This window comes from Delftia sp. PX-1, assembly GCF_055797465.1.
In genome coordinates, this window is the sequence record NZ_CP184763.1 from 6,164,631 (window position 1) to 6,188,324 (window position 23,694).

The 23,694-nt window shown below is 66.5% G+C and carries 18 protein-coding genes and 1 pseudogene; 11 read left to right on the forward strand and 8 right to left on the reverse strand.

The features are described 5' to 3' along the window. The first annotated feature begins 19 nt into the window (after positions 1-19). The 6 genes from ACN20X_RS28190 (at position 20) to ACN20X_RS28215 (ending at position 5,381) form a co-directional block, all read left to right on the forward strand. Entirely contained in the window at positions 20-748 is a 729-nt protein-coding gene (locus ACN20X_RS28190; protein ID WP_016452742.1) for a PIG-L deacetylase family protein, read from the forward strand. Then, a complete protein-coding gene (gene thrS / locus ACN20X_RS28195; protein WP_016452743.1) occupies positions 745-2,784 on the forward strand; it encodes a threonine--tRNA ligase in 2,040 nt (679 codons plus the stop codon). The genes ACN20X_RS28190 and thrS overlap by 4 nt, the downstream gene beginning before the upstream one ends. Further along, positions 2,781-4,181, forward strand: a complete 1,401-nt coding sequence (locus ACN20X_RS28200) for a dihydroorotase (RefSeq protein WP_473210134.1) — start codon at positions 2,781-2,783, stop codon at positions 4,179-4,181. Before thrS ends, ACN20X_RS28200 begins: the two co-directional genes overlap by 4 nt. Continuing rightward, complete coding sequence (fur, locus tag ACN20X_RS28205; RefSeq protein WP_016452745.1) at positions 4,174-4,608, forward strand: ferric iron uptake transcriptional regulator; 435 nt, start codon at positions 4,174-4,176, stop codon at positions 4,606-4,608. The genes ACN20X_RS28200 and fur overlap by 8 nt, the downstream gene beginning before the upstream one ends. 19 nt (positions 4,609-4,627) lie before the next feature. Continuing rightward, positions 4,628-5,131 carry a phosphoribosyl-AMP cyclohydrolase gene (hisI, locus tag ACN20X_RS28210; RefSeq protein ID WP_016452746.1) on the forward strand — a complete coding sequence of 168 codons (504 nt, stop codon included), beginning with the start codon at positions 4,628-4,630 and terminating at the stop codon, positions 5,129-5,131. An 82-nt stretch (positions 5,132-5,213) separates the two neighbouring features. Then, positions 5,214-5,381, forward strand: coding sequence for a hypothetical protein (locus ACN20X_RS28215; RefSeq protein WP_016452747.1), 168 nt, complete (start codon positions 5,214-5,216; stop codon positions 5,379-5,381). A 162-nt stretch (positions 5,382-5,543) separates the two neighbouring features. Here ACN20X_RS28215 and ACN20X_RS28220 read toward each other — a convergent pair. Continuing rightward, positions 5,544-5,783, reverse strand: a pseudogene (locus ACN20X_RS28220) (Arm DNA-binding domain-containing protein); the annotation flags it as partial. Between the two features lie 409 nt (positions 5,784-6,192). Further along, positions 6,193-8,112 carry a glutamine--fructose-6-phosphate transaminase (isomerizing) gene (gene glmS / locus ACN20X_RS28225; protein WP_016452749.1) on the reverse strand — a complete coding sequence of 640 codons (1,920 nt, stop codon included), beginning with the start codon at positions 8,110-8,112 and terminating at the stop codon, positions 6,193-6,195. A 137-nt stretch (positions 8,113-8,249) separates the two neighbouring features. Between glmS and ACN20X_RS28230 the strand changes: the two genes are divergently transcribed. Further along, the gene (locus ACN20X_RS28230; protein WP_016452750.1) at positions 8,250-8,765 is read left to right on the forward strand and encodes an Lrp/AsnC family transcriptional regulator; all 516 of its coding nucleotides are present in this window, start codon (positions 8,250-8,252) and stop codon (positions 8,763-8,765) included. Between the two features lie 207 nt (positions 8,766-8,972). After that, the gene (locus ACN20X_RS28235) at positions 8,973-10,097 is read left to right on the forward strand and encodes a GGDEF domain-containing protein (RefSeq protein WP_016448446.1); all 1,125 of its coding nucleotides are present in this window, start codon (positions 8,973-8,975) and stop codon (positions 10,095-10,097) included. Positions 10,098-10,122: 25 nt separating this feature from the next. Here ACN20X_RS28235 and ACN20X_RS28240 read toward each other — a convergent pair whose 3' ends face one another. Together ACN20X_RS28240 and glmU are read right to left on the reverse strand one after the other, a co-directional pair. Then, a complete protein-coding gene (locus ACN20X_RS28240; RefSeq protein ID WP_016448447.1) occupies positions 10,123-10,980 on the reverse strand; it encodes a sensor histidine kinase in 858 nt (285 codons plus the stop codon). A 94-nt stretch (positions 10,981-11,074) separates the two neighbouring features. Next, entirely contained in the window at positions 11,075-12,505 is a 1,431-nt protein-coding gene (glmU, locus tag ACN20X_RS28245) for a bifunctional UDP-N-acetylglucosamine diphosphorylase/glucosamine-1-phosphate N-acetyltransferase GlmU (RefSeq protein ID WP_034348976.1), read from the reverse strand. 104 nt (positions 12,506-12,609) lie between these two features. On the opposite strand from glmU, the gene ACN20X_RS28250 reads away from it, so the two are divergent. After that, positions 12,610-13,584: a LysR substrate-binding domain-containing protein gene (locus ACN20X_RS28250; RefSeq protein ID WP_012207701.1), complete on the forward strand. Its 975-nt coding sequence runs from the start codon at positions 12,610-12,612 to the stop codon at positions 13,582-13,584. 150 nt (positions 13,585-13,734) lie between these two features. On the opposite strand, the gene tyrS is transcribed toward ACN20X_RS28250, so the two are convergent. After that, positions 13,735-14,967 (reverse strand): tyrosine--tRNA ligase, encoded by a 1,233-nt coding sequence (gene tyrS, locus ACN20X_RS28255; protein ID WP_016452751.1) that lies wholly within the window; start codon positions 14,965-14,967, stop codon positions 13,735-13,737. Between the two features lie 164 nt (positions 14,968-15,131). On the opposite strand from tyrS, the gene ACN20X_RS28260 reads away from it, so the two are divergent. Both ACN20X_RS28260 and ACN20X_RS28265 read left to right on the forward strand, forming a co-directional pair. Next, positions 15,132-16,526 carry a peptidoglycan DD-metalloendopeptidase family protein gene (locus ACN20X_RS28260; RefSeq protein WP_046241655.1) on the forward strand — a complete coding sequence of 465 codons (1,395 nt, stop codon included), beginning with the start codon at positions 15,132-15,134 and terminating at the stop codon, positions 16,524-16,526. A gap of 104 nt (positions 16,527-16,630) precedes the next feature. Then, positions 16,631-17,779, forward strand: coding sequence for an anhydro-N-acetylmuramic acid kinase (locus ACN20X_RS28265; RefSeq protein ID WP_016452752.1), 1,149 nt, complete (start codon positions 16,631-16,633; stop codon positions 17,777-17,779). 197 nt (positions 17,780-17,976) lie between these two features. Here the strand turns inward: ACN20X_RS28265 and ACN20X_RS28270 are convergent, their stop codons facing one another. The 3 genes from ACN20X_RS28270 to xdhA form a co-directional block, all read right to left on the reverse strand. Further along, complete coding sequence (locus ACN20X_RS28270) at positions 17,977-19,275, reverse strand: NCS2 family permease (protein WP_016448452.1); 1,299 nt, start codon at positions 19,273-19,275, stop codon at positions 17,977-17,979. Between the two features lie 176 nt (positions 19,276-19,451). Further along, positions 19,452-21,878, reverse strand: a complete 2,427-nt coding sequence (gene xdhB, locus ACN20X_RS28275; protein WP_016452753.1) for a xanthine dehydrogenase molybdopterin binding subunit — start codon at positions 21,876-21,878, stop codon at positions 19,452-19,454. 1 nt (position 21,879) lies between these two features. Then, positions 21,880-23,493: a xanthine dehydrogenase small subunit gene (xdhA, locus tag ACN20X_RS28280; RefSeq protein ID WP_016452754.1), complete on the reverse strand. Its 1,614-nt coding sequence runs from the start codon at positions 23,491-23,493 to the stop codon at positions 21,880-21,882. Positions 23,494-23,694 lie beyond the last annotated feature (201 nt).

A 23,694-nucleotide genomic window follows, 5' to 3' on the forward strand; every position in this document is an offset into this window, starting at 1 on the left:
AGAAAAAAGGACAGCATCCATGTCTCAACCTCAGAGTGCCCTTGTGGTCAGTGCCCATTCCGCCGACTTCGTATGGCGCGCGGGCGGTGCCATCGCCAGCCATGCCAAACAGGGGTGGAAGGTCAAGATCGTCTGCCTGTCCTATGGCGAACGGGGTGAATCGGCCAAGCTCTGGCGCCAGTCCGGCATGACACTGGAGAAGGTCAAGGCCGCGCGCCGGGACGAAGCGCAGCGCGCCGCCGATATCCTCGGCGGTGAGGTGGAGTTTTGGGACATTGGCGACTATCCGATGCGCGTGAACGACGACACCTTGTTCCGTCTGGTTGACCTGTACCGCACGCTGCAACCAGCCTTCGTGTTGAGCCATTCGGTCAAAGACCCCTACAACTTCGATCACCCGCTGGCCATGCACGTGACCCAGGAGGCGCGTGTCATCGCCCAGGCCGAAGGCCACAACCCAGGCCAAAAGATTCTTGGCGCACCGCCTGTCTATGCATTCGAGCCTCACCAGCCTGAGCAATGCGGCTGGGAGCCGAACACCCTCCTGGACATCACCGACGTGTGGGACACCAAGCGCCGCGCCATCGAGTGCATGGCCGGGCAGGAACACCTGTGGCACTACTACACGCGCGTGGCCCAGCAACGCGGCGTGCAAGCCAAGCGCAACATCGGCATCACGGCAGCGCGCAACATCGAGTATGCCGAGGGCTTCATGCGCCTAACGCCTTCGGTGGTGGAGGCGCTATGAATGCGCTCCCGGGCTCCGCTTCCGCCTCTGTGGTGGTCACGCTGCCGGATGGCAGCCGCCGTACATTGGGTCATCCGGTTTCCGTGCTGGGGGTAGCACAGGCCATCAGCTCTGGTCTGGCCAGGAACACCGTGGCGGGCAAGCTCGATGGGCGGCTCGTCGATGCGTGCGACCTGATAGCCCAAGATGCGACCTTGCAGATCATCACACCCCAGGATGAGGAAGGGCTGGAAATCATACGGCACTCCTGCGCGCACCTGGTCGGCCATGCCGTCAAGCAGCTCTACCCAAGCGCGAAGATGGTCATCGGTCCGGTCATCGAAGACGGCTTCTACTACGACATCGCCTACCAACGCCCCTTCACGCCTGAAGACCTAGCCGCCATAGAAGCGCGCATGAAGGAACTGATCGCGCAGAACTACGACGTCATCAAGCGCGTGCTGCCGCGCTATGAGGTCATGGAGATATTCAGGCGGCGCGGCGAGGACTACAAGCTGCGGCTGATCAAGGACATGCCGGACGAACAGCAAATGGGCATGTATTTCCACCAGGAATACGTGGACATGTGCCGTGGGCCGCATGTGCCCAATACACGCTTTCTCAAGGCGTTCAAGCTCACCAAGCTGGCCGGCGCCTACTGGCGCGGCGATGCCAGGAACGAACAGCTCCAGCGCATCTACGGCACGGCCTGGGCCGACAGGAAGCAGCTCGATGCCTATCTCCAGCGGATCGAAGAGGCCGAGAAGCGCGACCACCGCAAGCTGGGCCGCGAACTGGATCTGTTCCATTTCCAGGAAGATGCGCCCGGTGCCGTGTTCTGGCATCCGCGCGGTTGGGCCGTTTTCCAGGAGTTGATCGCCTACATGCGCCGCCGCCAGCAGGACGCGGGCTATGTGGAGGTGAATTCGCCCGACGTGATGGATCGCAGCCTGTGGGAAATCTCCGGCCACTGGCAGAACTACCGTGACCACATGTTCACCACCGAGACCGAGGATGGCCGCGCCCTCGCGCTCAAGCCCATGAACTGTCCCGGCAGCGTACTGCTGTATCGCCACGGCCTCAAAAGCTACCGCGACCTACCAATCCGCATGGGCGAGTTCGGCAAGGTGCATCGCTACGAACCTTCCGGCGCGCTGCACGGACTGCTGCGTGTGCGCCACTTCACGCAGGACGACGCCCACATCTACTGCACACCGCAGCAGATGGACACCGAGTGCCGCGAGGTCGTGGCCCTGGTGCTCGACATCTACCGTCAGTTCGGCTTCGAGGATGTGCGCATCAAGCTCTCGACCCGGCCCGAGAACCGCATGGGCGATGAGGCGACGTGGGACTTGCTCGAAGGCGCGCTGGTTCGGGCGCTGGACGGCATGGGGCTGGCCTACCGCCTCAATCCAGGCGAAGGCGCCTTCTACGGCCCCAAGCTCGAATTCGTGCTGCGTGATGCCATCGGCCGCGACTGGCAGTGCGGAACCCTCCAGGTGGACATGAACCTGCCTGAACGCTTCGGCATCGAATATGTCGATGAAGACGGCCAGCGCAAGCGCCCGGTCATGCTGCACCGTGCATTGTTCGGTTCGCTGGAGCGTTTTACCGGCATTCTGATCGAGCACCACGCGGGCAAGCTCCCGGCCTGGTTGGCACCGATGCAGGTGATGGTGTTGTCGATCACCGAGGAGCATGCCACCTACGTGCAGGATGTTGCGCAGCTTCTGCGAGGTGCAGGGCTGCGCTGCGAAGCCGATGTGCGCAACGAGAAGATTAGCTACAAGATCCGCGAGCAGACTTTGCAGCGTATCCCCTTTCTGCTGGTCGCCGGGGCCAAGGAGCGCGACACAGGCTCCATTGCCATCCGCAGCCGGGACGGGCAAGACCTGGGCGTGTTGCCCTTGATGGATGCCGTGGCACTGTTGCTGCGGGAGTCGCAAGCGCCGGACACCGCTGCACGTAGCGAGGCGCAACGCCGCTTGTGCGCTCGTTTGAACAGGAGGCACACATCAAGCGAGGCTGCGGCCAATGCGCTGGAGGCCGTCTCATGAACGGCACCAGCCACGCTATCACGCCGTCGGCCGGCCGACACGCCGATCTTCTGGTACGGGGTGCAACCGTCATGACGCCCAGCGGGGCCGAGCACATCGACGTGGCCTGCGCGCACGGCCAGATCGTTGCGCTGGGCGATCTTTGCGGTACATGGAGTGCCGAGACCACACTGGACGCCACTGGCCTGCACGTGCTGCCCGGCGTCATCGACAGCCAGGTGCATTTCCGTGAACCGGGCCTGATGCACAAGGAAAACCTGGAGGCAGGCACGCGCGGCGCGGTGCTGGGCGGCGTCACCGCCATTTTCGAGATGCCGAACACGGCCCCGCTGACCTTGAGCGCGGCTGACCTGCAAGCCAAGCTGGATGCCGCCCGTGGCCGCGCATGGTGCGATCACGCTTTCTATGTTGGCGGCTCTGCCGTGAATGCGGAGCAACTGGCCAAATTGGAGAAACTACCGGGCTGCGCTGGCGTCAAGGTCTTCATGGGCAGTTCCTTTGGCGACCTGCTGGCGGATGGCGATGAAGTGCTGCGCCGCATCCTGCGTCATGGACTCAGGCGACTGGCCGTGCATGCCGAGGACGAAGCCCGGCTGCGCGAGCGCAAACACATCGCCGTGGACAGCGCGGACGTGCGCCAGCACCTCGTCTGGCGCGATGTGGACAGCGCGTTGATGGCGACACAGCGCATCGTGCGGCTGGCCGAGGAATGTGGGCGGCGCCTGCATGTCCTGCATGTCTCCACCGCCGAGGAAATGGCGTTCCTGGCGGGTCGCAAGCATCGTGTCACGGTGGAAGTCACGCCGCACCACCTGAGCTTGCAAGCGCCCGAATGCTATCAACGCCTGGGCAGCCTGGCGCAGATGAATCCGCCCGTGCGTGAACAGCACCATCAGGATGCGCTATGGCAGGCGATCCGCAATGGTCTTGTCGATGTCATCGGCAGCGACCATGCGCCCCACACGCTGGCTGAGAAAGCGCGGCCTTACCCCGAATCTCCCAGCGGGATGACAGGCGTGCAGACGCTGCTGCCCGTGATGCTCGACCATGTGCATGCCGGGCGCTTGAGTCTGCAACGGCTGGTGGATTTGACCAGTGCAGGGCCAGCCCGCATCTTCGGCATCGAGGGCAAGGGACGCATCGCGGTGGGTTACGACGCCGATTTCAGCATCGTCGATTTGCGAGCACGCCGCGTCATCCGCAATGACTGGATCGCCAGCGTCAGCGGCTGGACGCCGTATGACGGCCGGACGGTCACGGGCTGGCCCATTCACACAGTGATTCGAGGTTGCTGTGCCGTTCGGGATGAAGCCCTCACTGGAAAACCGAAAGGCGCGGCAGTTCGGTTTCTGGAATCGCGGTCAAGGGAAACCACTGGAGAAGCATCCTATGCCTGATTCACGCGAACTCAGAAGCCGTGGCCTCAAGGCCACGCTGCCTCGCCTGCAAATTCTCGAACTCTTTCAGAGGACGAAGGTGCGGCATTTGACGGCCGAAGAGGTGTATCGCCTGCTGTTCGAGAGCGGTCACGACGTCGGCTTGGCCACGGTGTACCGCGTGCTCACCCAGTTGCAACAAGCCGGCCTGCTCAAGCAGGCGCACTTCGAGTCAGGCCGGGCCGTCTATGAGCTGGATGACGGCATGCACCACGACCACCTGGTTTGTACTTCCTGTGGCCGTGTGCAGGAATTCCACGACGAGGCCATCGAGCAGCAACAGAAATGGATCGCTGCGGAACATGGATTCAAGGTGGTCGAGCATTCCCACATCCTGTATGGCCGCTGCACGAAGAATCCGTGCGAGCACCGCCGCAGCGATTCTTGATATATCCCAAGGAACATCTATGAACCATCAAACCGATACGGATCCAGCCCAAGTGAGGCTGCATCCCAGGACATCCATTGAGCAAGTCGAAGAAGGGAGAGAACTGGCTCCGAAGTTCGACGGCGATGGCTTGATTGCCTGTGTGACGACCGCAGCGGACGACGGCGAAGTCCTGATGCTGGGCTATATGAACCGCGAAGCCTTGGAGAAGACCATCCAGACCAGAGAGGCGCACTACTGGAGCCGATCACGCAAGAAGCTCTGGCACAAGGGGGCAACCAGTGGCTTGGTACAGGTTGTCGAGGAAATGCGCATCGACGACGATCAGGATGCGATTTGGATGCGCGTGCGCGTGTCAGGCTCTGGTGCCAGTTGCCACGTTGGCTACCGTTCATGCTTCTACCGGCAAGTGCCAGTGGGCGCGCGGGGTCAAGCTGACACAGACCTAATCTACACAGAATCTGCAAAGACGTTCGATCCCAAGGCAGTGTACGGGGACGCTCCCAACCCAACACTTCTGTAAACCATGCATTTGGCTCGATATTCGATGCTACCGAATATGGGTTCCAGTGGCGCTCCGGTGTTCGCGCCCAGGAGATCGATTCATGTTCGACAACAATCGGCGCATTCAGTCTTTGAACGGGGGGCTGCTGCTCGAAGCGATTGCGGCGGTGGGAGATGAAGCACGCTTAGTCGATTTCGCTGCGCAACTGAACTCTACAAAAGGAGCGCATCTATTGATAAAAAATGGCTGGCGTCAAGCCTTTTGTTGAAATCACACGGGACTTGAAACCATATATGGAGCAAGAGGTTAGCTCTGTTTCACGCCGCTAGTAGAGGATGCAGCGTTGTGGGCTGGGAGCTACATGAGAGCCTGTAGAAAGCAAACCGGGTCGCGTTGTAGCGATGCAGATTGCCAAAGGCGGGCAGGCTTGTTCGGTCAGCCACTCCTGCGCCATCGTGCGTGCCTGATCGACCGTCAGTTCCCCGTACTGCTACAAGGCGAGCTTGCGGCGCTCGCCGGCGTTCGTGCGGTACTGAAGCATGAACACCTTGCGGCCCGCCGGGGTGATCTTGCACAGGAAGCCGGGCACCACGGTGTCCCGCAGTTCGATGGCCTTGTCTTGAGGTTGTGCCGCATCGACTGCGGACTTGGTGAGCTTGATCTTCGCCATGATGACTCCTCGGAAAGCCCGGTTTCCAAGAGCCGCATGGGAGCCATGCGAGAGGAAGCCGGGTCAAGCTTCGGAAAGCACCGGCATATGTTGAACTCGCCTAAGTTATTGATAAACCTGCTGTATCGAGCCTTGGCGTAGTCCAGCGAATTGCCGAGCTGGAGTCCTCGTGAAACAAAAAAAGAGCGCCCCAAATGTGCGCTCTTTTTATAGCAACAAACCTAAACCAGGCTATGGTTACCTCCGCATATCTATGTCTGCACTAGCCGTCTGATTCGGTTTACGGTTTTACCCTTGTAAACGACCACGGCGCAGATCTGCATGAATCCTGGAGGCTTGTTTACGACTTTAATTGCGTGTTCACGACTTTAATTACCCAGAATACCTGCGCCCTACCCCGGCCCCCGCCTCACTCCACCGTCACGCTCTTGGCCAGGTTGCGCGGCTTGTCCACATCGGTGCCGCGTGCGCAGGCCGTGTGGTAGGCCAGCAGCTGCAGCGGGACCACGTGCAGGATGGGGCTGAGCGCGCCGTAGTTCTCGGGCATGCGGATGACGTGCATGCCTTCGCTGCTTTCGATGTTGGTCTTGGCATCGGCCAGCACATAGAGCACGCCGCCGCGCGCACGCACTTCCTGCATGTTGCTCTTGAGCTTTTCCAGCAGTTCGTCATTGGGCGCCACCGTGACCACGGGCATGGCGCTGTCCACCAGGGCCAGCGGGCCGTGCTTGAGCTCGCCGGCCGGATAGGCCTCGGCGTGGATGTAGCTGATTTCCTTGAGCTTGAGCGCGCCTTCCAGCGCAATCGGGTAGTGGATGCCACGGCCCAGGAAGAGCGCGTTCTCGCGCTTGGCGAAGTCCTCGGACCAGCTGATGACCTGGGGCTCCAGCGCCAGCACGGATTGCAGGGCCACGGGCAGGTGGCGCATGGCGGCCAGGTATTGCTGCTCCTTTTCCTCGCTCAGCCGCCCTTGCGACTGGGCCAGGGCCAGGGTCAGCAGGAACAGGCCCGCCAGCTGGGTGGTGAAGGCCTTGGTGGAGGCCACGCCGATCTCCACGCCGGCGCGCGTGATGTAGGCCAGCTCGCATTCGCGCACCATGGCGCTGGTGGCCACGTTGCAGACGGTCAGCGTGTGCTTCATGCCCAGGTTCTGGGCATGGCGCAGCGCGGCCAGGGTGTCGGCGGTCTCGCCCGACTGGCTGATGGTGACGACCAGGGTCTTGGGATGGGGAACGCTGGTGCGGTAGCGGTATTCGCTGGCCACTTCCACGCTGCAGGGCAGGCCGGCCAGCGACTCGATCCAGTACTTGGCCGTGCAGCCGCTGTAGTAGCTGGTGCCGCAGGCCAGGATGAGCACGCGGTCGATCTCCTTGAACACGCGCCAGGCCGAAGTGCCGGCCTTGCCGTCCGAGGCCACGCCGTCGAACAGCTCGGGCACGATGGCCTGCACGCCTTCCAGCGTGTCGGCAATGGCGCGCGGCTGCTCGAAGATTTCCTTTTGCATGTAGTGGCGGTAGGGACCCAGCTCGGCCGCGCCGCTGTGGGCGTGCACGGTGCGCACGGGGCGCTGCTCGGGCGCCAGCCGCTCGCCGCCCTTGCCCACCAGCCAGTAGCGGCCAGGCTGCAGGTCCACGATGTCGCCCTCTTCCAGGTAGACGATCTGGTCGGTCACGCCGGCCAGGGCCATGGCGTCGCTGGCCAGGAAGTGTTCGGCACCATCCTGGCCCACGCCCAGGATCAGCGGCGAGCCGGCGCGCGAGCCCACCACGCGCTGCGGTTCGTCCTTGTGCATGACGGCGATGGCAAAGGCGCCATGCAGGCGCTGCGTGGCGGCCTGCACGGCCTCGAACAGGTCGCCGCCGTAGAGGCTGTCCACCAGGTGGGCGATGACCTCGGTGTCCGTCTGGCTGGCGAAGACATAGCCCTTGGACTGCAGCTCGGCGCGCAGGGCTTCGTAGTTTTCGATGATGCCGTTGTGCACCAGGGCCACGCGGGCCGGCTGGTCGGCATCGGCCACGGGCGAGACGCCGGGGCCGTGGCTGAAATGCGGATGGGCGTTGCGCACCGCCGGCTCGCCATGCGTGGCCCAGCGCGTGTGGGCAATGCCGGTGTGGCCGATGACCTTGTCCTGTTGCACCTGGTCCATGAGTTCGGCCACGCGCGCCGTGGAGCGGGCGCGCCGCAGGCCCAGGCTGTGCACGCCCTGTGCGTCCAGCGCCTGCACGGCCACGCCGCAGGAGTCATAGCCGCGATATTCCAGGCGCTGCAGGCCCTGGACGAGAACGGGGACGATATCGCGGAAGGAAACCGCTGCGACGATGCCACACATGGACAAGCTCCTTGTTTCGAGATGACGACGGATGCTACGCAGGTTGAAAAGAAATTTCTCTCCAGATTTCCTTATCTATTGAACTAATATTTCATCATCAGGCATTCAAGAAATATTATTTCAATATAAATAACAAAATGAACAAAAATTCCATTCAACTGGACGCTACCGACCTGCAGCTGCTGCAGCTGCTGCAAGAAGACTGCAGCCGCAGCAACCAGGCCCTGGCCGCGCTGCTGCAGCTGTCGCCGCCCACCTGCCTGCGCCGCGTGCGGCGGCTGCAGGAGTCCGGGCTGATCGAGCGGCAGGTGGCCATCCTGCAGCCCGAACGCCTGGCCGCCGCCCTGGGCCATGGGCTGCAGGCCATTGTGGAGGTCTCGCTGGACCGCCAGGACAGTGACGCGCTGGACGGATTCGAGCGCCGCGCCGTGGCGCTGGACGCCGTGCAGCAGTGCTGGCGCGTATCGGCGGGGCCTGATTTCATCCTCGTGGTGGCCGCGCCCGACATGCCGGCCTACCTGGAGTTGAGCCGGGCGCTATTCACGGGCGACGCCAACGTGCGCAATGTCAAGAGTTTTTTCAGCGTCAGGCGCGCCAAGTTCTCCACCGCCATGCCGCTGCCGCCGGCAAATCCCGGAACAGGCGCCCAATGAGGCCAGGACGCTTGATTTTGCGAGTAATTGTGCGCATCAGGAAACTGCGCGGCGGCGGGACTGCGTAGGACAGCAAGCCTGCAATGTGTCCCGAACGCCAACGTTGGACTTTAAGGCGTTGCGCACGCACGGGGACAATGATACAAATTGATGCAACAACACTTTCTGACGCGCTAGGCAATCGGCGCGCACTCGGCTCGCACCGCCATGTCCTTGCGCCAGCGCATCCATCGCCGCACCTATCCCTTGCGCGTCTCCAGCATGGCTTTGGGTGGCCTCGTCGTGGGCACGACCATGACCGAGCTGGGCGCCAGCACGGCTGTCTGGGGCTTTGTGCTGGTGAGCGCCCTGGTCTGGCCGCACATCGCCTTTCTCCACGCCCGCCACAGCCGTGACAGCCACCGCGCCGAACACGCCAATCTGAAGATAGATGCGCTGATCATCGGCAGCTGGATTCCCGTCATGCATTTCTGTGCATTGCCCAGCATTGCGCTGCTGGCCATCAGCATTGCAGACCGCAACCACACGGCCACGCGCGACGGCTGGCTGCAATCGCTGTTCGCCACCTTCCTGGCCGCCGCCGCGGGGGCCCTGCTGCTGCGGCCCGCGCCCGAGTGGGAGGCCAGCCTGGCAGTGCAGCTGAGCATGCTGCCCCTGCTCCTGCTGCACAGCGTGTTCTCCAGCTGGTCCACGCGCCAGCTGGTGCGCAAGCTGGCACGACAGAACGTGAAGCTGCAGGTGCTCAGCCGCATCGACCCCCTGACCACGCTGTACAGCCGCGACTACTGGTGGCAGAAGGCGCGCGCCGCGCTGCGCGACTACCGGCAGACGCAGACCTCGGCCTGCCTGCTGATCGTGGACATAGACCACTTCAAGCGCATCAACGACAGCTTTGGGCACACCGTGGGTGACGAGGTGCTGCAGGCCATCGGCCTGACCATCCGGCACTGCCTGCGATCGCATGACGCGGCCGGCCGCTACGGAGGCGATGAATTCGCCGTGCTGTGCATGCACACCCATCTGGACGATGCCTATGCGGTGGCCCTGCGCATACGCAACCAGCTGAGCCAGCTGCGCGTGCGCGAGCACCCGCATCTGCGCGTCAGCGCCAGCATTGGCGTGGCGGCGGCGGACCCCAGCTTTCTGTCGGTCAAGGACTGGATCAATGCGGCCGACAGCGCGCTCTACAGCGCCAAGGACGCCGGGCGCGACCAGGTGATACCTGCTGCGCCGCTGATGGCCGGCAGCGCGCCCACCAGGTCGGGCACGGACGCGGGAAGCGAGGCCTCGCGCCAGGCACACCAGCCCGAGCCGGATGACACGCTGATCTGAGGGCTGGCGCCAGCGGCAGGCAGACTCAGAGCCCGCGATCCGTGCGCCGCACTTCGCCGCCGGGCCAGTTCAGGCATACGCTGCAGCCGCCCGCCGGCGTGGCGCGGATGGTGGCCTCGCCGCCGTGGCGGCGCATGACGCCGCGCACCAGGGCCAGGCCCGTGCCCAGGCCCGGAAACTCCGACTCACGGTGCATGCGCTGGAAGATGCCGAACAGCGCGCCCGCACGCGAGGGGTCGAACCCCACGCCGTTGTCCGTCACGCTGAGCGTGATGCCGCCGTCGGCATGGCGCTCCACATCGATGGCAATGCGCGGCTGGGCCACGGGCTGGGTGAACTTGACGGCGTTGTCCAGCAGCGCCTCCAGCACCTGGCGCAGCAGGGCCGCGTCGGCACGCACGGCGGGACTTTGCTGCGGCAGGCTCCATTGCAGCCGCGCCGCCGCGCCGCAGGCCGCCCAGCGCGGCTGCGCCAGCACCGCCGTGCGCGCCTGCTCCAGCAGTTCCTGCAAGGCAATGGGCTGCCACTGCATGGGCGTGCGGGCGGCGCGCGCCAGGGCCAGCAGGCCGTCGAGCATGCCGCCCATGCGTCGGGCGGACTGGTCCATGGTCTGCAGGAAGCCGCGTGCCTCCTGCAGTTCCTGCGGCGAAGGCGCGGCCTGCGACAGCAGCTCGTCCACCAGGGGGCCGAAGGACAGCACATGGCGCAGCGGCGCGCGCAGGTCGTGCGACACCGCGTGCAGCCATTCCTGCTGCGCGGCGCGCAGGGCCTGCAGCTCCTGCTCGCGCTGGGCCAGGCGCTCCAGCGCGTCCTGCAGCGTGCGGGGCGGGCCTTGCAGGTCGGCGGCAGGGTCGGGCGGAGGGTGGGCGAAAGGTTCCGTCATGGCATGAACAGGGTCAGGAGATTCGGAAAATCGGCTTGCCCCGTACGGGACCCGCCGGCGATGCGGGCCCTCGAGCCCACGTGTCTCGGAAGTCTCAGGACTTGGGCAGCTTGACCGGGCGCTTCCAGCTGGTGATGCTCACCTGCCTGCCCCGCGATACCGTGAGCACGCCAGGCTCGGTGCTCTTGGTGACCGTGGAGCCGCCGCCCACCGTGCCGCCCGCGCCAATGGTGACGGGAGCCACCAGCACGCAGTTGCTGCCGATGTGCACGTCGGCCTCGATCACCGTGCGGTGCTTGTTCACGCCGTCGTAGTTGGCCGTGATGGAGCCGGCGCCGTAGTTGACGCGCTCTCCCACCGTGGCATCGCCCAGGTAGGCCAGGTGGTTGGCCTTGGCGCCATCGGCCAGCACGGAGTTCTTGACCTCGACGAAGTTGCCGATGTGCACTTCGCGGCCCAGCTGCGCCCCGGGGCGCAGGCGCGCAAACGGGCCCACCAGGGCGCCCTCGCCCACGCTGACGCCGGCCTTCTCGCCATCGACATGCGTGTACGGATGGATGACGGCGCCCGCCGCAATCGTGGCGTTGGCAATGCTGCAATAGGCGCCGATGCGCGCGCCTTCGCCAATCTCCACATGGCCGCTGAAGATGCAGCCCACGTCGATCTCCACATCCTGCCCGCAGACCAGGCGGGCCGCGCGGCCGGTGCGCGGGTCGTCGCGCAGGTCAAAGCGCGCGGGGTCGGCCAGGCGCACGCCCTGCTCCATCAGCGTGCGGGCCTGGGCGCCCTGGTGGGCGCGCTCCAGCTCGGCCAGCTGCAGCGGGCTGTTGACGCCGGCCACCTGCACCGGGTCGGCAATGCAGTGCGCGACCACGGGCACGCCGTCGGCCACGGCCATGGCGACCACGTCGGTCAGGTAGTACTCGCCCTGGGCGTTGTCATTGGTCAGGCGGGCCAGCCAGCCGGCCAGGTGGCGGGCCGGCACGGCCATGATGCCGCTGTAGATTTCCTGGATGGCGCGCTGGGCGTCATTGGCATCCTTTTGCTCGACAATGCGCTGCACCGTGCCGTCTTCGCCGCGCACGATGCGGCCATAGCCCGTGGGATCGGGCAGGCGCACGGTCAGCAGCGCCAGCCGCTGGCCATCGGCCGCATCGACCAGGGCGCGCAGCGTGTCGGCCTGCGTCAGCGGCACATCGCCCGAGAGCACGATGACCATGCCGTCGCCCGCCAGCGCAGGCACGGCCTGCTGCACCGCATGGCCCGTGCCCAGCTGCGGCTCCTGGCGCACGAACTTCAGCGCCATGGAGCCGCCCTGGCAGGCCGCCGCCATGGCGGGCTCCACCTGGTCCGCGCCGTGGCCCGTGACCACCACGGCCGAACGCGCATCCAGCTGCGCTGCGGTCGCCAGCACATGGCCCAGCAGCGGGCGCCCCGCCAGGCGCTGAAGGACTTTGGGCAGGCGGCTTTTCATGCGCGTGCCCTTGCCCGCGGCCATGATGACGAGATCCAGAGGTGCTGTCATAGGTGATTCATCCAAAACGCCAGAACCTGTGCCGGCAACGCCGCCGATTATCTGTCCGCCAAGGGCTGCGGCCGGTCACACGATTGACGTATGCTGGCGGCGCCATGCCCCATGCCACCACTGCACCCGTTCCCCTGCTGCGCACACGCGCCATCGGAGCCGGCCATCTGCGTGCCTTCCTGGCCGTGGCCCGGCACCTGAATTTCCGCGCGGCCGCCGACGAGCTGTCGCTGACGCAGTCGGCCGTGAGCCGCCAGATCCAGTCGCTGGAGGATGAAGTCGGCGTGCCGCTGTTCCTGCGTCACACGCGCGCCGTGGAGCTGACCGGGGCCGGCGCCCAGCTGCTGCGCTCGGTGGCGCCCGCGCTGGAGCAGATCGACGCCTCGGTGCGCCAGATCCGCCAGACCGTGGGCCGCAAGAGCGTGGCCATCACCACCTGGGCCAGCTTTGCCGCCATGTGGCTGATCCCGCGCCTGGAGTCCTTCCAGCGCGCCTGGCCCGATATCGACATCCGCATCGACACCAGCGACACCGTGATGGACCTGGACACCACCGATGTGGACCTGGCCCTGCGCTACGGCCGCGCGGGCGACGGCTGGCCCCAGGCGCAGCGCCTGTTCGGCGAGCAGCTGGCCGTGGTGGCCAGCCCGCGCCTGCTGGCCGGCGGCCCGCCGCTCAGGACGCCGGCCGACGCGGCCCGCTACACGCTGATCGAGACCGGCGACGCCCACCGCATGCCCCAGCTGGAGTGGCTGGGCTGGCAGCGCTGGTTCGGCGTGCAGGGCTGCGACCAGCTGCAGCCGCCGCGCTGGCTGTACTTCAACTACGCCCACCAGATCGTGCAAGCCGCACTGGCCGGACAGGGCCTGGCCATTGCACGGCTGCCGCTGGTGGCCGATGCGCTGGCGGCTGGCGACCTGGTCGAGGTGCTGCCCGCGCACCGGCTGGAATCGCCGCTGGCCTACTGGCTGATCGTGGGCCCGCGCAGCGCCGCGCGTCCCGAGGTGGCCGCCTTCTGCCGGTGGCTGCAGGAGCAGGCCGAGGTCACGCGCGAAACCGTCGAATCGCCCCCGGCTTGAAAAATAACCCCCATGCTCCCCTTGCTGCGCAAGGTCCGCGCCCCCCGAGGGGGCCGTTTTCATCTTGGGGCGGCCCGGCGATGAAAAAGGACGCGGGCATGCCGGCGTCCTTCATTGCTGTGCAGCCGGGCGCATGGCCCGGCGCGGGCATCAGCCCAGCGTCACGCGCGCAAACTTGCGCTTGCCCACCTGCACCACATAAGTGCCGGCTTCGAGCTTGAGGCCCCGGTCGCTGATGGCCGAGCCATCCACGCGCACGCCGCCGCCGTCGATCAGGCGGTTGGCCTCGCTGGTCGAGGGCGCCAGGTTGGCCTGCTTGAGCAGGGCACCGATGCCCAGCGGCGCGCCCGACAGGCTGACCTCGTCGATCTGGTCGGGAATGCCGCCCTTGCTGCGGTTGTTGAAATCCTGCTCGGCCGCATCGGCCAGCGCCGCGCTGTGAAAGCGCGCCGTGATTTCCTTGGCCAGCAGCACCTTGGCGTCCTTGGGATTGCGCCCGCCTTCCACCTCGGCCTTGAGCGCGGCGATCTCGGCCAGGCTCTTGAACGACAGCAGGGTGTACCAGTTCCACATCAGCGTGTCCGAGATGCTCAGCACCTTGGCGAACATGGTGTTGGCGTCCTCGGTGATGCCGATGTAGTTGTTCTTGGACTTGGACATCTTGTGCTCGCCGTCCAGGCCCACCAGCAGCGGCATGGTGAGCACGCACTGCGTGTCCTGCCCGTATTCCTGCTGCAGATGGCGGCCCATGAGCAGGTTGAACTTCTGGTCCGTGCCGCCCATCTCCAGGTCGGCGCGCAGCGCCACCGAGTCATAGCCCTGCAGCAGCGGGTAGAGGAACTCGTGCAGGCTGATGGAGCTGCCGTCGGTGAAGCGCTGGTGGAAGTCGTTGCGCTCCATCATGCGGGCCACCGTGTACTTGGCCGACAGCTCGATCATGCCGCGCGCGCCCAGCTTGTCGCACCACTCGCTGTTGTAGCGCACCTCGGTGCGGGCGGGGTCCAGCACCTTGGCGGCCTGGGTGTAGTAGGTCTCGGCGTTGACCTTGATCTGCTCGGCCGTCAGCGGCGGGCGCGTGCTGTTGCGGCCCGAAGGATCGCCGATCAGGGTGGTGAAGTCGCCGATCAGGAAGATCACCTGGTGGCCCAGGTCCTGCAGCTGGCGCATCTTGTTGAGCACCACGGTGTGGCCCAGGTGGATGTCGGGCGCCGTCGGGTCCAGGCCCAGCTTGATGCGCAGCGGCACGCCGGTGGCCTCGGAACGGGCCAGCTTTTGCACCCAGTCCGCCTGGGGCAGCAGCTCATCCACGCCGCGCAGGGTGATTTCAAGCGCTTGGCCTACACCTTCAGTGACCGGGTATGTTGTAACAGCAGATTGATTCATAAGGGTTTTTCGCCAGGCCGCGTAGGACCGCGTCGGTATACTCCGGGGATTTTCCCGCTGCGGCGAATTCTAGACGCCCGCCTTTCCGCACCACAGAGCGCGGACTTGTTGCCCGTCTGGAGAGCGTATCCCGCCGCTGCGATGCTGTCCGGCCCCCAGGCCGGATGCGCGCAACCCAAGGATCTGATGTTGTGAAATATGGCTTGAACCATGCCAGCGGTGCTCTTGTTGCGCGGCTGACCTCCGTGATCCAGCAACACCCCAAGCGTGTCACCGCAGCACTGGCAGCCATCTTGCTCACGGGCGGCGGCGGCGCCTTCGCCGTGGCCAACCTGGGACCCGATCCGGCCGACCTGCCGGTGCGCATGCTGTCCACGCCCGTGGAATCGCTGGCAGAAGGCCAGACCCTGGCCGAGCTGACCGACAGTGTGCAGGGCATGTCCCTGTACCGTTCCGAATACACGCGTGGCAGCGACACGGCCGAAACCCTGCTGCAGCGCCTGGGCGTGGCCGATCCGGCCGCCGCCGCCTTCATGCGCGGCAACGACCAGGTGCGCCAGCATGTGCTGGGCCGCGCCGGCCGCCTGGTGACGGCCGAGACCACGCCCGACCACCAGCTGTCCCTGCTGACCGTGCGCTGGGCACCTGACGAGGACGGCAGCTTCCGCCGCCTCGTGGTCGAGCGCAAGAACAATGAACTGAGCACACGCATCGAGACGGGCAAGCTGACCGCCTCGCCGCGCCTGGCCGGCGGCATCATCCGCAGCTCGCTGTTCGCCGCCACCGACGCGGCCTCCATTCCCGATGCCGTGGCCATGCAGATGGCCGACATCTTCCAGGGCGACGTGGACTTCCGCCGCGGCCTGCGCAAGGGTGACCGCTTCTCGGTGGTCTACGAATCGCTGGAAGCCGATGGCGAGCCGCTGCGCGCGGGCCGCGTGCTCAGCGCCGAGTTCCACAACAACGGCAAGGTCGTGCAGGCCCTGTGGTTCCAGGACGAAGGCAAGGCCAAGGGCGACTACTACACCATGGACGGCAAGAGCCGCCGCCAGGCCTATCTGACCTCGCCCGTGGAGTTCTCGCGCATCAGCAGCGGCTTTGCCATGCGCATGCACCCCATCCACAAGACCTGGCGAGCCCACCTGGGAACGGACTTCGCGGCGCCCACGGGTACCAAGGTACGCACCGTGGGCGACGGCACCGTCTCCTTCGCGGGAGTGCAGAACGGCTACGGCAACGTGATCTTCGTGGACCACGCCAACAACCACACCACGGTCTATGCCCACCTGAGCCACATCGGCGTCACGCGCGGCCAGCGCGTGGAGCAGGGCGACATCATCGGCAACGTGGGCTCCACGGGCTGGGCCACGGGCCCGCACCTGCACTTCGAGTTCCGCGTCAATGGCGAGCACCGCGACCCCATGACCATCGTCCAGGCCACCGATGCCGCCCGCCCCGTCTCCAAGGCCGGCCGCGCCGCCTTCGACAAGATGGCCGCGCAGATGCGCATCGAGCTGCAGGCATCGAACGAGGCGCTGGCCTTGGCCACCGAGCGCTGAGCACTGCACCCCCCTCCAAAGGCTGCCCTGGCAGCCTTTGTTGTTTCAGACGCATCCTTTTGTGATCGCCAGCCCCGGGGTCCTGCAGGGCTACCATTGCCGGCATGAACCAGCCAGCCCCCTCCCCCATCGCCCACCGCTACTGCATAGGCCTGATGTCCGGCACCTCGCTCGACGGGGTGGATGGCGTGCTTGTGGACTTTGCCGAAGGCACGCAGGTGCTGTGGCATGCCAGCCGTGGCTTTGATGCCGCGCTGCGCGCCGAGCTGCTGGCCCTGAACACCCCCGAGGGCCGCGACGAGCTGCACCGCGCGGCGCTGGCGGCCAATGCGCTGGCGCGCAGCTATGCCGAGGTGGTGCGGGAGCTGCTGCAGGCCACAGGTCTGGCGCCCGGCCAGATCGCGGCCATCGGCGCCCACGGCCAGACCGTGCGCCACCGGCCGCAGATGTTCGACGGCATGGGCTACACGCTGCAGCTCAACAGCCCGGCCCTGCTGGCCGAGCTCAGCGGCGTTGCCGTGGTGGCCGACCTGCGCAGCCGCGACGTGGCCGCTGGCGGCCAGGGTGCGCCACTGGTGCCTGCCTTCCACCAGGGCGTGTTCGGCCGGCCCGGCGAGACGGTGCTGGTGCTCAACATCGGCGGCATCGCCAATCTCAGCGTGCTGGCCGGCGATGGCACGGTGCTGGGCTTCGACTGCGGCCCCGGCAATGCGCTGATGGACGGCTGGTGCCAGACGCACACCGGCCAGCCCTATGACGACGGCGGCCAGTGGGCGGCCACGGGCCAGGTGCTGCCCGCCCTGCTCGACCGCCTGCTGGCCGAGCCTTTCCTTCAGCAGCCGCCACCCAAGAGCACGGGGCGCGACCTGTTCCACGCGGACTGGCTGGCCGGCCATCTGTCCGCCAGTGCAACCAGCGCCGCCGATGCCCGCCCCGCCGACGTGCAGGCCACGCTCACCGAATTCACGGCCCGGGCCTGCGCCAGTGCCGTGCAGCGCTTCGGGCGTGGCGGCGGCGAGCTGCTGGTCTGCGGCGGCGGCGCCTTCAACACGCAGCTGATGCAGCGCATCGCCGCCCTGCTGCCCGGCGTGGCCGTGGACACCACGGCCGCGCGCGGCCTGCCGCCTCAGCAGGTGGAGGCCGCCGCCTTTGCCTGGCTGGCGCGCCAGGCCCTGCTGGGTTTGCCCGGCAACCTGCCGGCCGTCACAGGCGCACGCGGCCCGCGCATCCTGGGCGCCATCCACCCCGCATAAAAAAACCATGCAAGGCATCCGCCAAGCATGGGCCCACCAAACATCTTGCCTGAGCCCAAAGCCTATGAAACTGGCGCGACCCAAAAGCAGGGACGCCGAGCAAGAGCCGCCTCGCGGCGAGGGCGTCGTCCCCCTCCCGCGAAGCGAGAGAGGGCGCCGTGCATACGGGGGAAGGCGCGTAAGCGCCTCAGGGGGTGCTATCCGCCTATATAGACGAACTTGAAGAGGAAGACGCCGCCGATCAGCCACACCATCCAGTGCACTTCCTTGGAACGGCCCGTGAACAGCTTGAGCACGGCATAGGTGATGAAACCGAAGGCCAGGCCATTGGCCACCGAGTAGGTGAAGGGCATGAGCAGGGCCGTGACGGCGGCGGGGATGGCCTCGGTGGTCTCGCCCCATTCGATCTCGGTCAGCTCCTTGAGCATCAGGCAGGCCACGAAGAACAGTGCAGGCGCCGTGGCGTAGCCGGGCACCACGCCGGCCAGGGGCGACAGGAACAGGCAGCACAAGAAGAGCGCGGCCACGGTCAGCGCCGTCAGGCCCGTGCGGCCACCCGCTTGCACACCGGCCGCGCTTTCCACGTAGGCCGTGGTGCTGGAGGTGCCCAGCAGCGAGCCCGCGAAGATGGCGCCGCTGTCGGCCAGCAGCGAACGATTGAAGCGGCCCATGCGGCTGGGCACCAGCAGGCCCGCGCGCTTGGCCACGCCCATCAGCGTGCCCGTGGCATCGAACAGCTCGACCAGGAAGAACACCAGCACCACGTTGAGGATGCCGCCGGTCAGCGCGGACTTGATGTCCAGCTGCAGGAAGGTGGGCGCGATGGAGGGCGGCGCCGAGAACACGCCATGGAACTCGTTGCCCGCGAAGAAGAACGAGGCCACGGTGACCACGACGATGCCGATCAGGATGGCGCCCGGCACCTTCAGGCGGTCCAGCACCACGATGATCAGAAAGCCCAGCGAGGCCAGGATGACTTCGGGCTTGTGCAGGTCGCCCAGGGTCACGAAGGTGGCCGGCGATGCGGCGACGATGCCCGCGCTCTTGAGCGCGATCAGCGCCAGGAACAGGCCGATGCCCACGGTGATCGCTATGCGTATGGACTGCGGTATGCCCTTGATGATCAGCTCCCGCAGGCCGAACAGCGTCACCAGCAGGAACAGGCAGCCCGAGACGAAGACCGCGCCCAGCGCGGCCTGCCAGGTGAAGCCCATGTGCAGCACCACCACGTAAGCGAAATAGGCGTTCAGGCCCATGCCCGGCGCCAGCGCGATGGGATAGTTGGCGTACAGCGCCATGATGGTCGTGCCCAGCGCCGCGATAAGGCAGGTGGCCACGAAGACGGCCCCCTTGGGCATCCCCGCATCCCCCAGGATCGAGGGATTGACGAAGATGATGTAGGCCATCGTCAGAAAGGTCGTCAGGCCCGCGACCAGCTCGGTTCTTACATTGGTGCCGTGCTCACTGAGCTTGAACACCCGTTCCATCCAGTTCATCGCATTGTCTCCGTGTTGTTTTCGCATGCGGGGCGCAACGGTTGTGAAAGCGCCCAGGGTTGAGCACCGGCTGTCCAGGCCGGCACAAGGCATGGCACCCTGCCGGGCGGCCATGGACCTGGTTGCGCGCATCGCTGCGCGCGGATTCAAGGAATGAGGGGGCGGCGCCGGTCCGCTCAGCTCCCGGCGGCCTGCACGGCCTCGATGGCGCGCAGGATGGATTCAGGCGTGGCCGGCGATTGCAGCGGCGGGTTGCTGCGGTGCCCGCCCGCGGCCGAGACGGCATCGCGGATGGCGAAGAACACCGAGAACGGCAGCAGCAGCGGCGGCTCGCCCACGGCCTTGCTGCGGTGGATGGAGTCCTCGAAGTTGTCGCCCTCGAACAGCCGCACGTTGAACACGGGCGGGCAGTCGTTGGCCGTCGGGATCTTGTAGGTGCTGGGCGCGTGCGTGGTGAGCTTGCCGCTTTGCGGATGCCAGACCAGCTCCTCCGTGGTCAGCCAGCCCATGCCCTGGATGAAGGCGCCCTCGACCTGGCCCACGTCCACGGCCGGGTTCAGCGAGCGGCCCACGTCGTGCAGCACGTCGGCGCGCAGCAGCTTGAACTCGCCGGTCAGCGTGTCCACCACCACCTCGCTCACGGCGGCGCCGTAGGCATAGTAGAAGAAGGGCCGGCCCTGCATGGTGTCCTTGTTCCACGACAGGCCGGGCGTGGCATAGAAGCCGTCGGACCACAGCTGCACGCGCTCGATGTAGGCCTCGCCCACCACGGCCTTGAAGTCCAGCACCTTGCCGTTGACGTGGACCTGGTCGTTGGCGAAGCGCACGTCCTCCGCGCGACCGCCATGGCGCTCTGCGGCGCAGGCGGCCAGGCGCTCGCGGATCTGGCGCGCCGCGTCCTGCGCGGCCTTGCCGTTGAGGTCGGCCCCCGTCGATGCCGCCGTGGCCGAGGTATTGGCCACCTTGGTGGTGTCGGTGGCCGTGACGCGCACGCGACCGAAGCCCACGCCCAGCTCATGCGCTACGACCTGGGCCACCTTGGTGTTCAGGCCCTGGCCCATTTCGGTGCCGCCGTGGTTCACGAGGATGGAGCCGTCGTTGTAGACATGGACCAGGGCGCCGGCCTGGTTGAAGTGCTTGACGTTGAAGGAGATGCCGAACTTGAGCGGCGTCAGCGACAGGCCGCGCTTGAGCACGGGGCTGGCCGCGTTGAACTCGGCGATGGCATCGCGGCGCGCGCGGTAGTCGCTGCAGGTCTCCAGCTCGGCCACCAGCTCGTGGATCACGTTGTCGGTCACGACCTGGCTATAGGGCGTGACATTGCGCTCGGTCTTGCCGTAGAAGTTGACGCGGCGCACATCGAGCGCATCGCGCCCCAGCTCGCGCGCCACCGTCTCCATGATGTTCTCGATGGCGATCGCGCCCTGCGGGCCGCCGAAGCCGCGGAACGCCGTATTGCTCTGCGTATTGGTCTTGCCGGAGTAGCCGTGCATGGACACATCGGGCAGCCAGTACGTGTTGTCGAAGTGGCACAGCGCGCGCGTCATCACGGGGCCGGACAGGTCGGCCGAGTGGCCGGCGCGCGAGACCATGGAGATCTCGGCGCCGAGGATGCGGCCCTCGTCGTCGTAGCCCACCTCGTACTCGTACCAGAAGCAGTGGCGGCGGCCCGTGATCATGAAGTCGTCATCGCGGTCCAGGCGCAGCTTGACGGGGCGGCGCAGCCGCGTCGCGGCCACCGAGGCCACGCAGGCGAACAGGGCCGACTGCGACTCCTTGCCGCCGAAGCCGCCGCCCATGCGGCGGCACTCCACATGCACGGCGTGCGAGGCCACGCCCAGCGCATGCGCCACCAGGTGCTGCATCTCGCTGGGGTGCTGGGTGGAGCAGTACAGGTGGACGGCGCCGTCCTCCTTGGGAATGGCGTAGCTGATCTGGCCTTCCAGGTAGAACTGCTCCTGGCCGCCCACGTAGAACGAGGACTTCAGGCGGTGCGGCGCCTCGTCCATGGCGCGGCGCGCGCCGCCTTCATTCGTGCTGCGCGCCAGGTGCATGGGCGGCAGCACGTACTGGCCCAGCTCATGCGCCTGCTGGGGCGTGAGCACGGGCGGCTCGGCCGTGATGTCGGCCGCCGCCTTGGCCTGGGCCGCAGCCAGACGCGCCGCCTCGCGGCTTTCGGCGATCACGGCGAACAGCGGCTGGCCCAGGTAGCGGATCTCGCCGCTGCACAGGATGGGGTCGTCGTGGATGATGGAGCCGCAGTCGTTGACGCCGGGAATGTCCTCGCCGGTGAGCACGGCCACCACGCCGGGCATGGCGCGGATGGCATCCAGCCTGAGCGCATTGAGCCGGCCATTGGCCACGGGAGACAGGCCCAGCGCGCAGTGCAGCGTGCCGTCCAGCTCGGGCAGGTCATCGATGTAGGCGGCCTCGCCGGCCACATGCAGATGGGCCGATTCATGCGGGCGGCTGATGCCCACGCGCTGGCCCTGGGTGTGGGCGCCGGCCTCGGCACGCTCGTCCACGCGGAAGGCGGCGTTCTTCAGGTAATGCGCAAAGGCCTCGGACGAGTGCAGCAGGGAAGGGTCGATGGGGCGGTTCATTTCAGGCTCCTTGGTGCACTGCGTGGGGCATCACGCTCCAGACGCTGGTGGCCTGCAGCGGCAGCGGCTGCTGCAGACGTGTCTCCAGCCACAGGCGCTGCAGCAGGTTCTGCGCCACCTTGAGCCGGTAGTCGGCGCTGGCGCGCATGTCGGACATGGGCTTGAAGTCCTGGGCCAGCGCGGCCTGGGCGGCCTTCACTGCGGCCTGGTCCCAGGGCTGGCCCACGATGGCCGCCTCCGCCAGGGCCGCACGCTTGACCACGGCGGCCATGCCGCCAAAGGCCAGGCGGGCGGACTTCACCACCTCGCCATCGAGCTCGATGGCCAGCCCCGCGCACAGCGCCGAGATATCGCAGTCAAAGCGCTTGCTGATCTTGTAGGCACGGGTCTGGCGCCGTGCAGCGTCCAGCGGCACGGCCAGTGCCTGCACGAACTCGCCCGGTTCCAGCTGGTTCTTCATGTAGTCCAGGTAGAAGTCATGCAGCGGCATGCGGCGCACGCGTGCGCCCTTGCGCAGCTCGATCTGCGCGTCCAGCGCCATCAGCACGGGCGGGGAGTCGCCAATGGGCGAGCCATTGGCCACGTTGCCGCCCATGGTGCCCGCATGGCGGATGGGCACGGAGGCAAAGCGCAGCCACACATCGGTCAGCCCCTCGAAGCGCTGCGACAGCGCCGACCAGGCCGATTCCAGCGAGGCACCGGCGCCGATGTACAGCTCGCCGCCGTCCAGGCTGCCTTCGCCGTGGCGTTCCTCGACACGCTTCATCTCGGCCACGTCGCCCACATAGACGATGTCGCCCAGGTCGCGGAACTGCTTGGTCATCCACAGCCCCACATCGGTGGAGCCTGCCAGCAGGCGAGCGCGGGGCTTGGCCTCGCACACGGCGGCCAGCTCGTCCAGCGTGCGCGGAGCGTGGAAGCTGTCCACACGGCCGCCCTGGGCGGCGTTGGGCGCAGCGTAGTCCAAGCCGGCATCCTGCGCGCGCAGGCCCTGCAGCGCCTGCACCACGGGTTCGGTGGCCATGCGCGTGGCGGGCAGGTCGAACATGCGCTGGCCTGCGTCCAGGATGGGACGGTAGCCCGTGCAGCGGCACAGATTGCCCGACAGCTCGTCGGCCAGCTGCTGGCGCGAGGGACGCGTGCCGGCCTGCTGGTGGTGCTCGTAGGCCGACCACAGCGACATCACGAAGCCCGGCGTGCAAAAGCCGCATTGGGAGCCGTGACAGTCCACCAGCGCCTGCTGCACGGGGTGCAGCTCGGCACCGCCTGCGGGCTTGCCCGTGGCACAGCCCTGCTTGCCGGCGCACTGGCCCTTGACGTCCTCCACCGTGAACAGCGCCTTGCCGTGCAGCGTGGGCAGGAACTGGATGCAGGCATTGACCGTCTGCAGCTGCAGGCCGCCCACGGCGTCGGGCGCGCCGTCTTCGGCCAGCTCGGCGATGACCACGGTGCAGGCGCCGCAGTCACCTTCGTTGCAGCCCTCCTTGGTGCCGGTGCAGCGCGCGTCGCCGCGCAGCCAGTCGAGCACCGAGCGCGTGGGATGCGGCCCCTGTACCTCGACGATCTGGCCGCGGTGATAGAAGCGGATGGGTTGGGAACTGGGGCTCTGGCTCATGCTCGTGGGGGCAACTGCTGGTGCGTGGACTGTTCGGATCACGACTTACGCAAATTCCGAGGAAGAAAGCCGCTGGCCCTGTGGCGATGGCGTGTTTGCGTTCTTGCTTGCGTAAGTCCTGCGGATGTACCCGAGATTAAGTCCAGCCCCGCCCAAACGCATAAGACGGCCTCGATATTTCCTATGCGGGCTGCCATATAT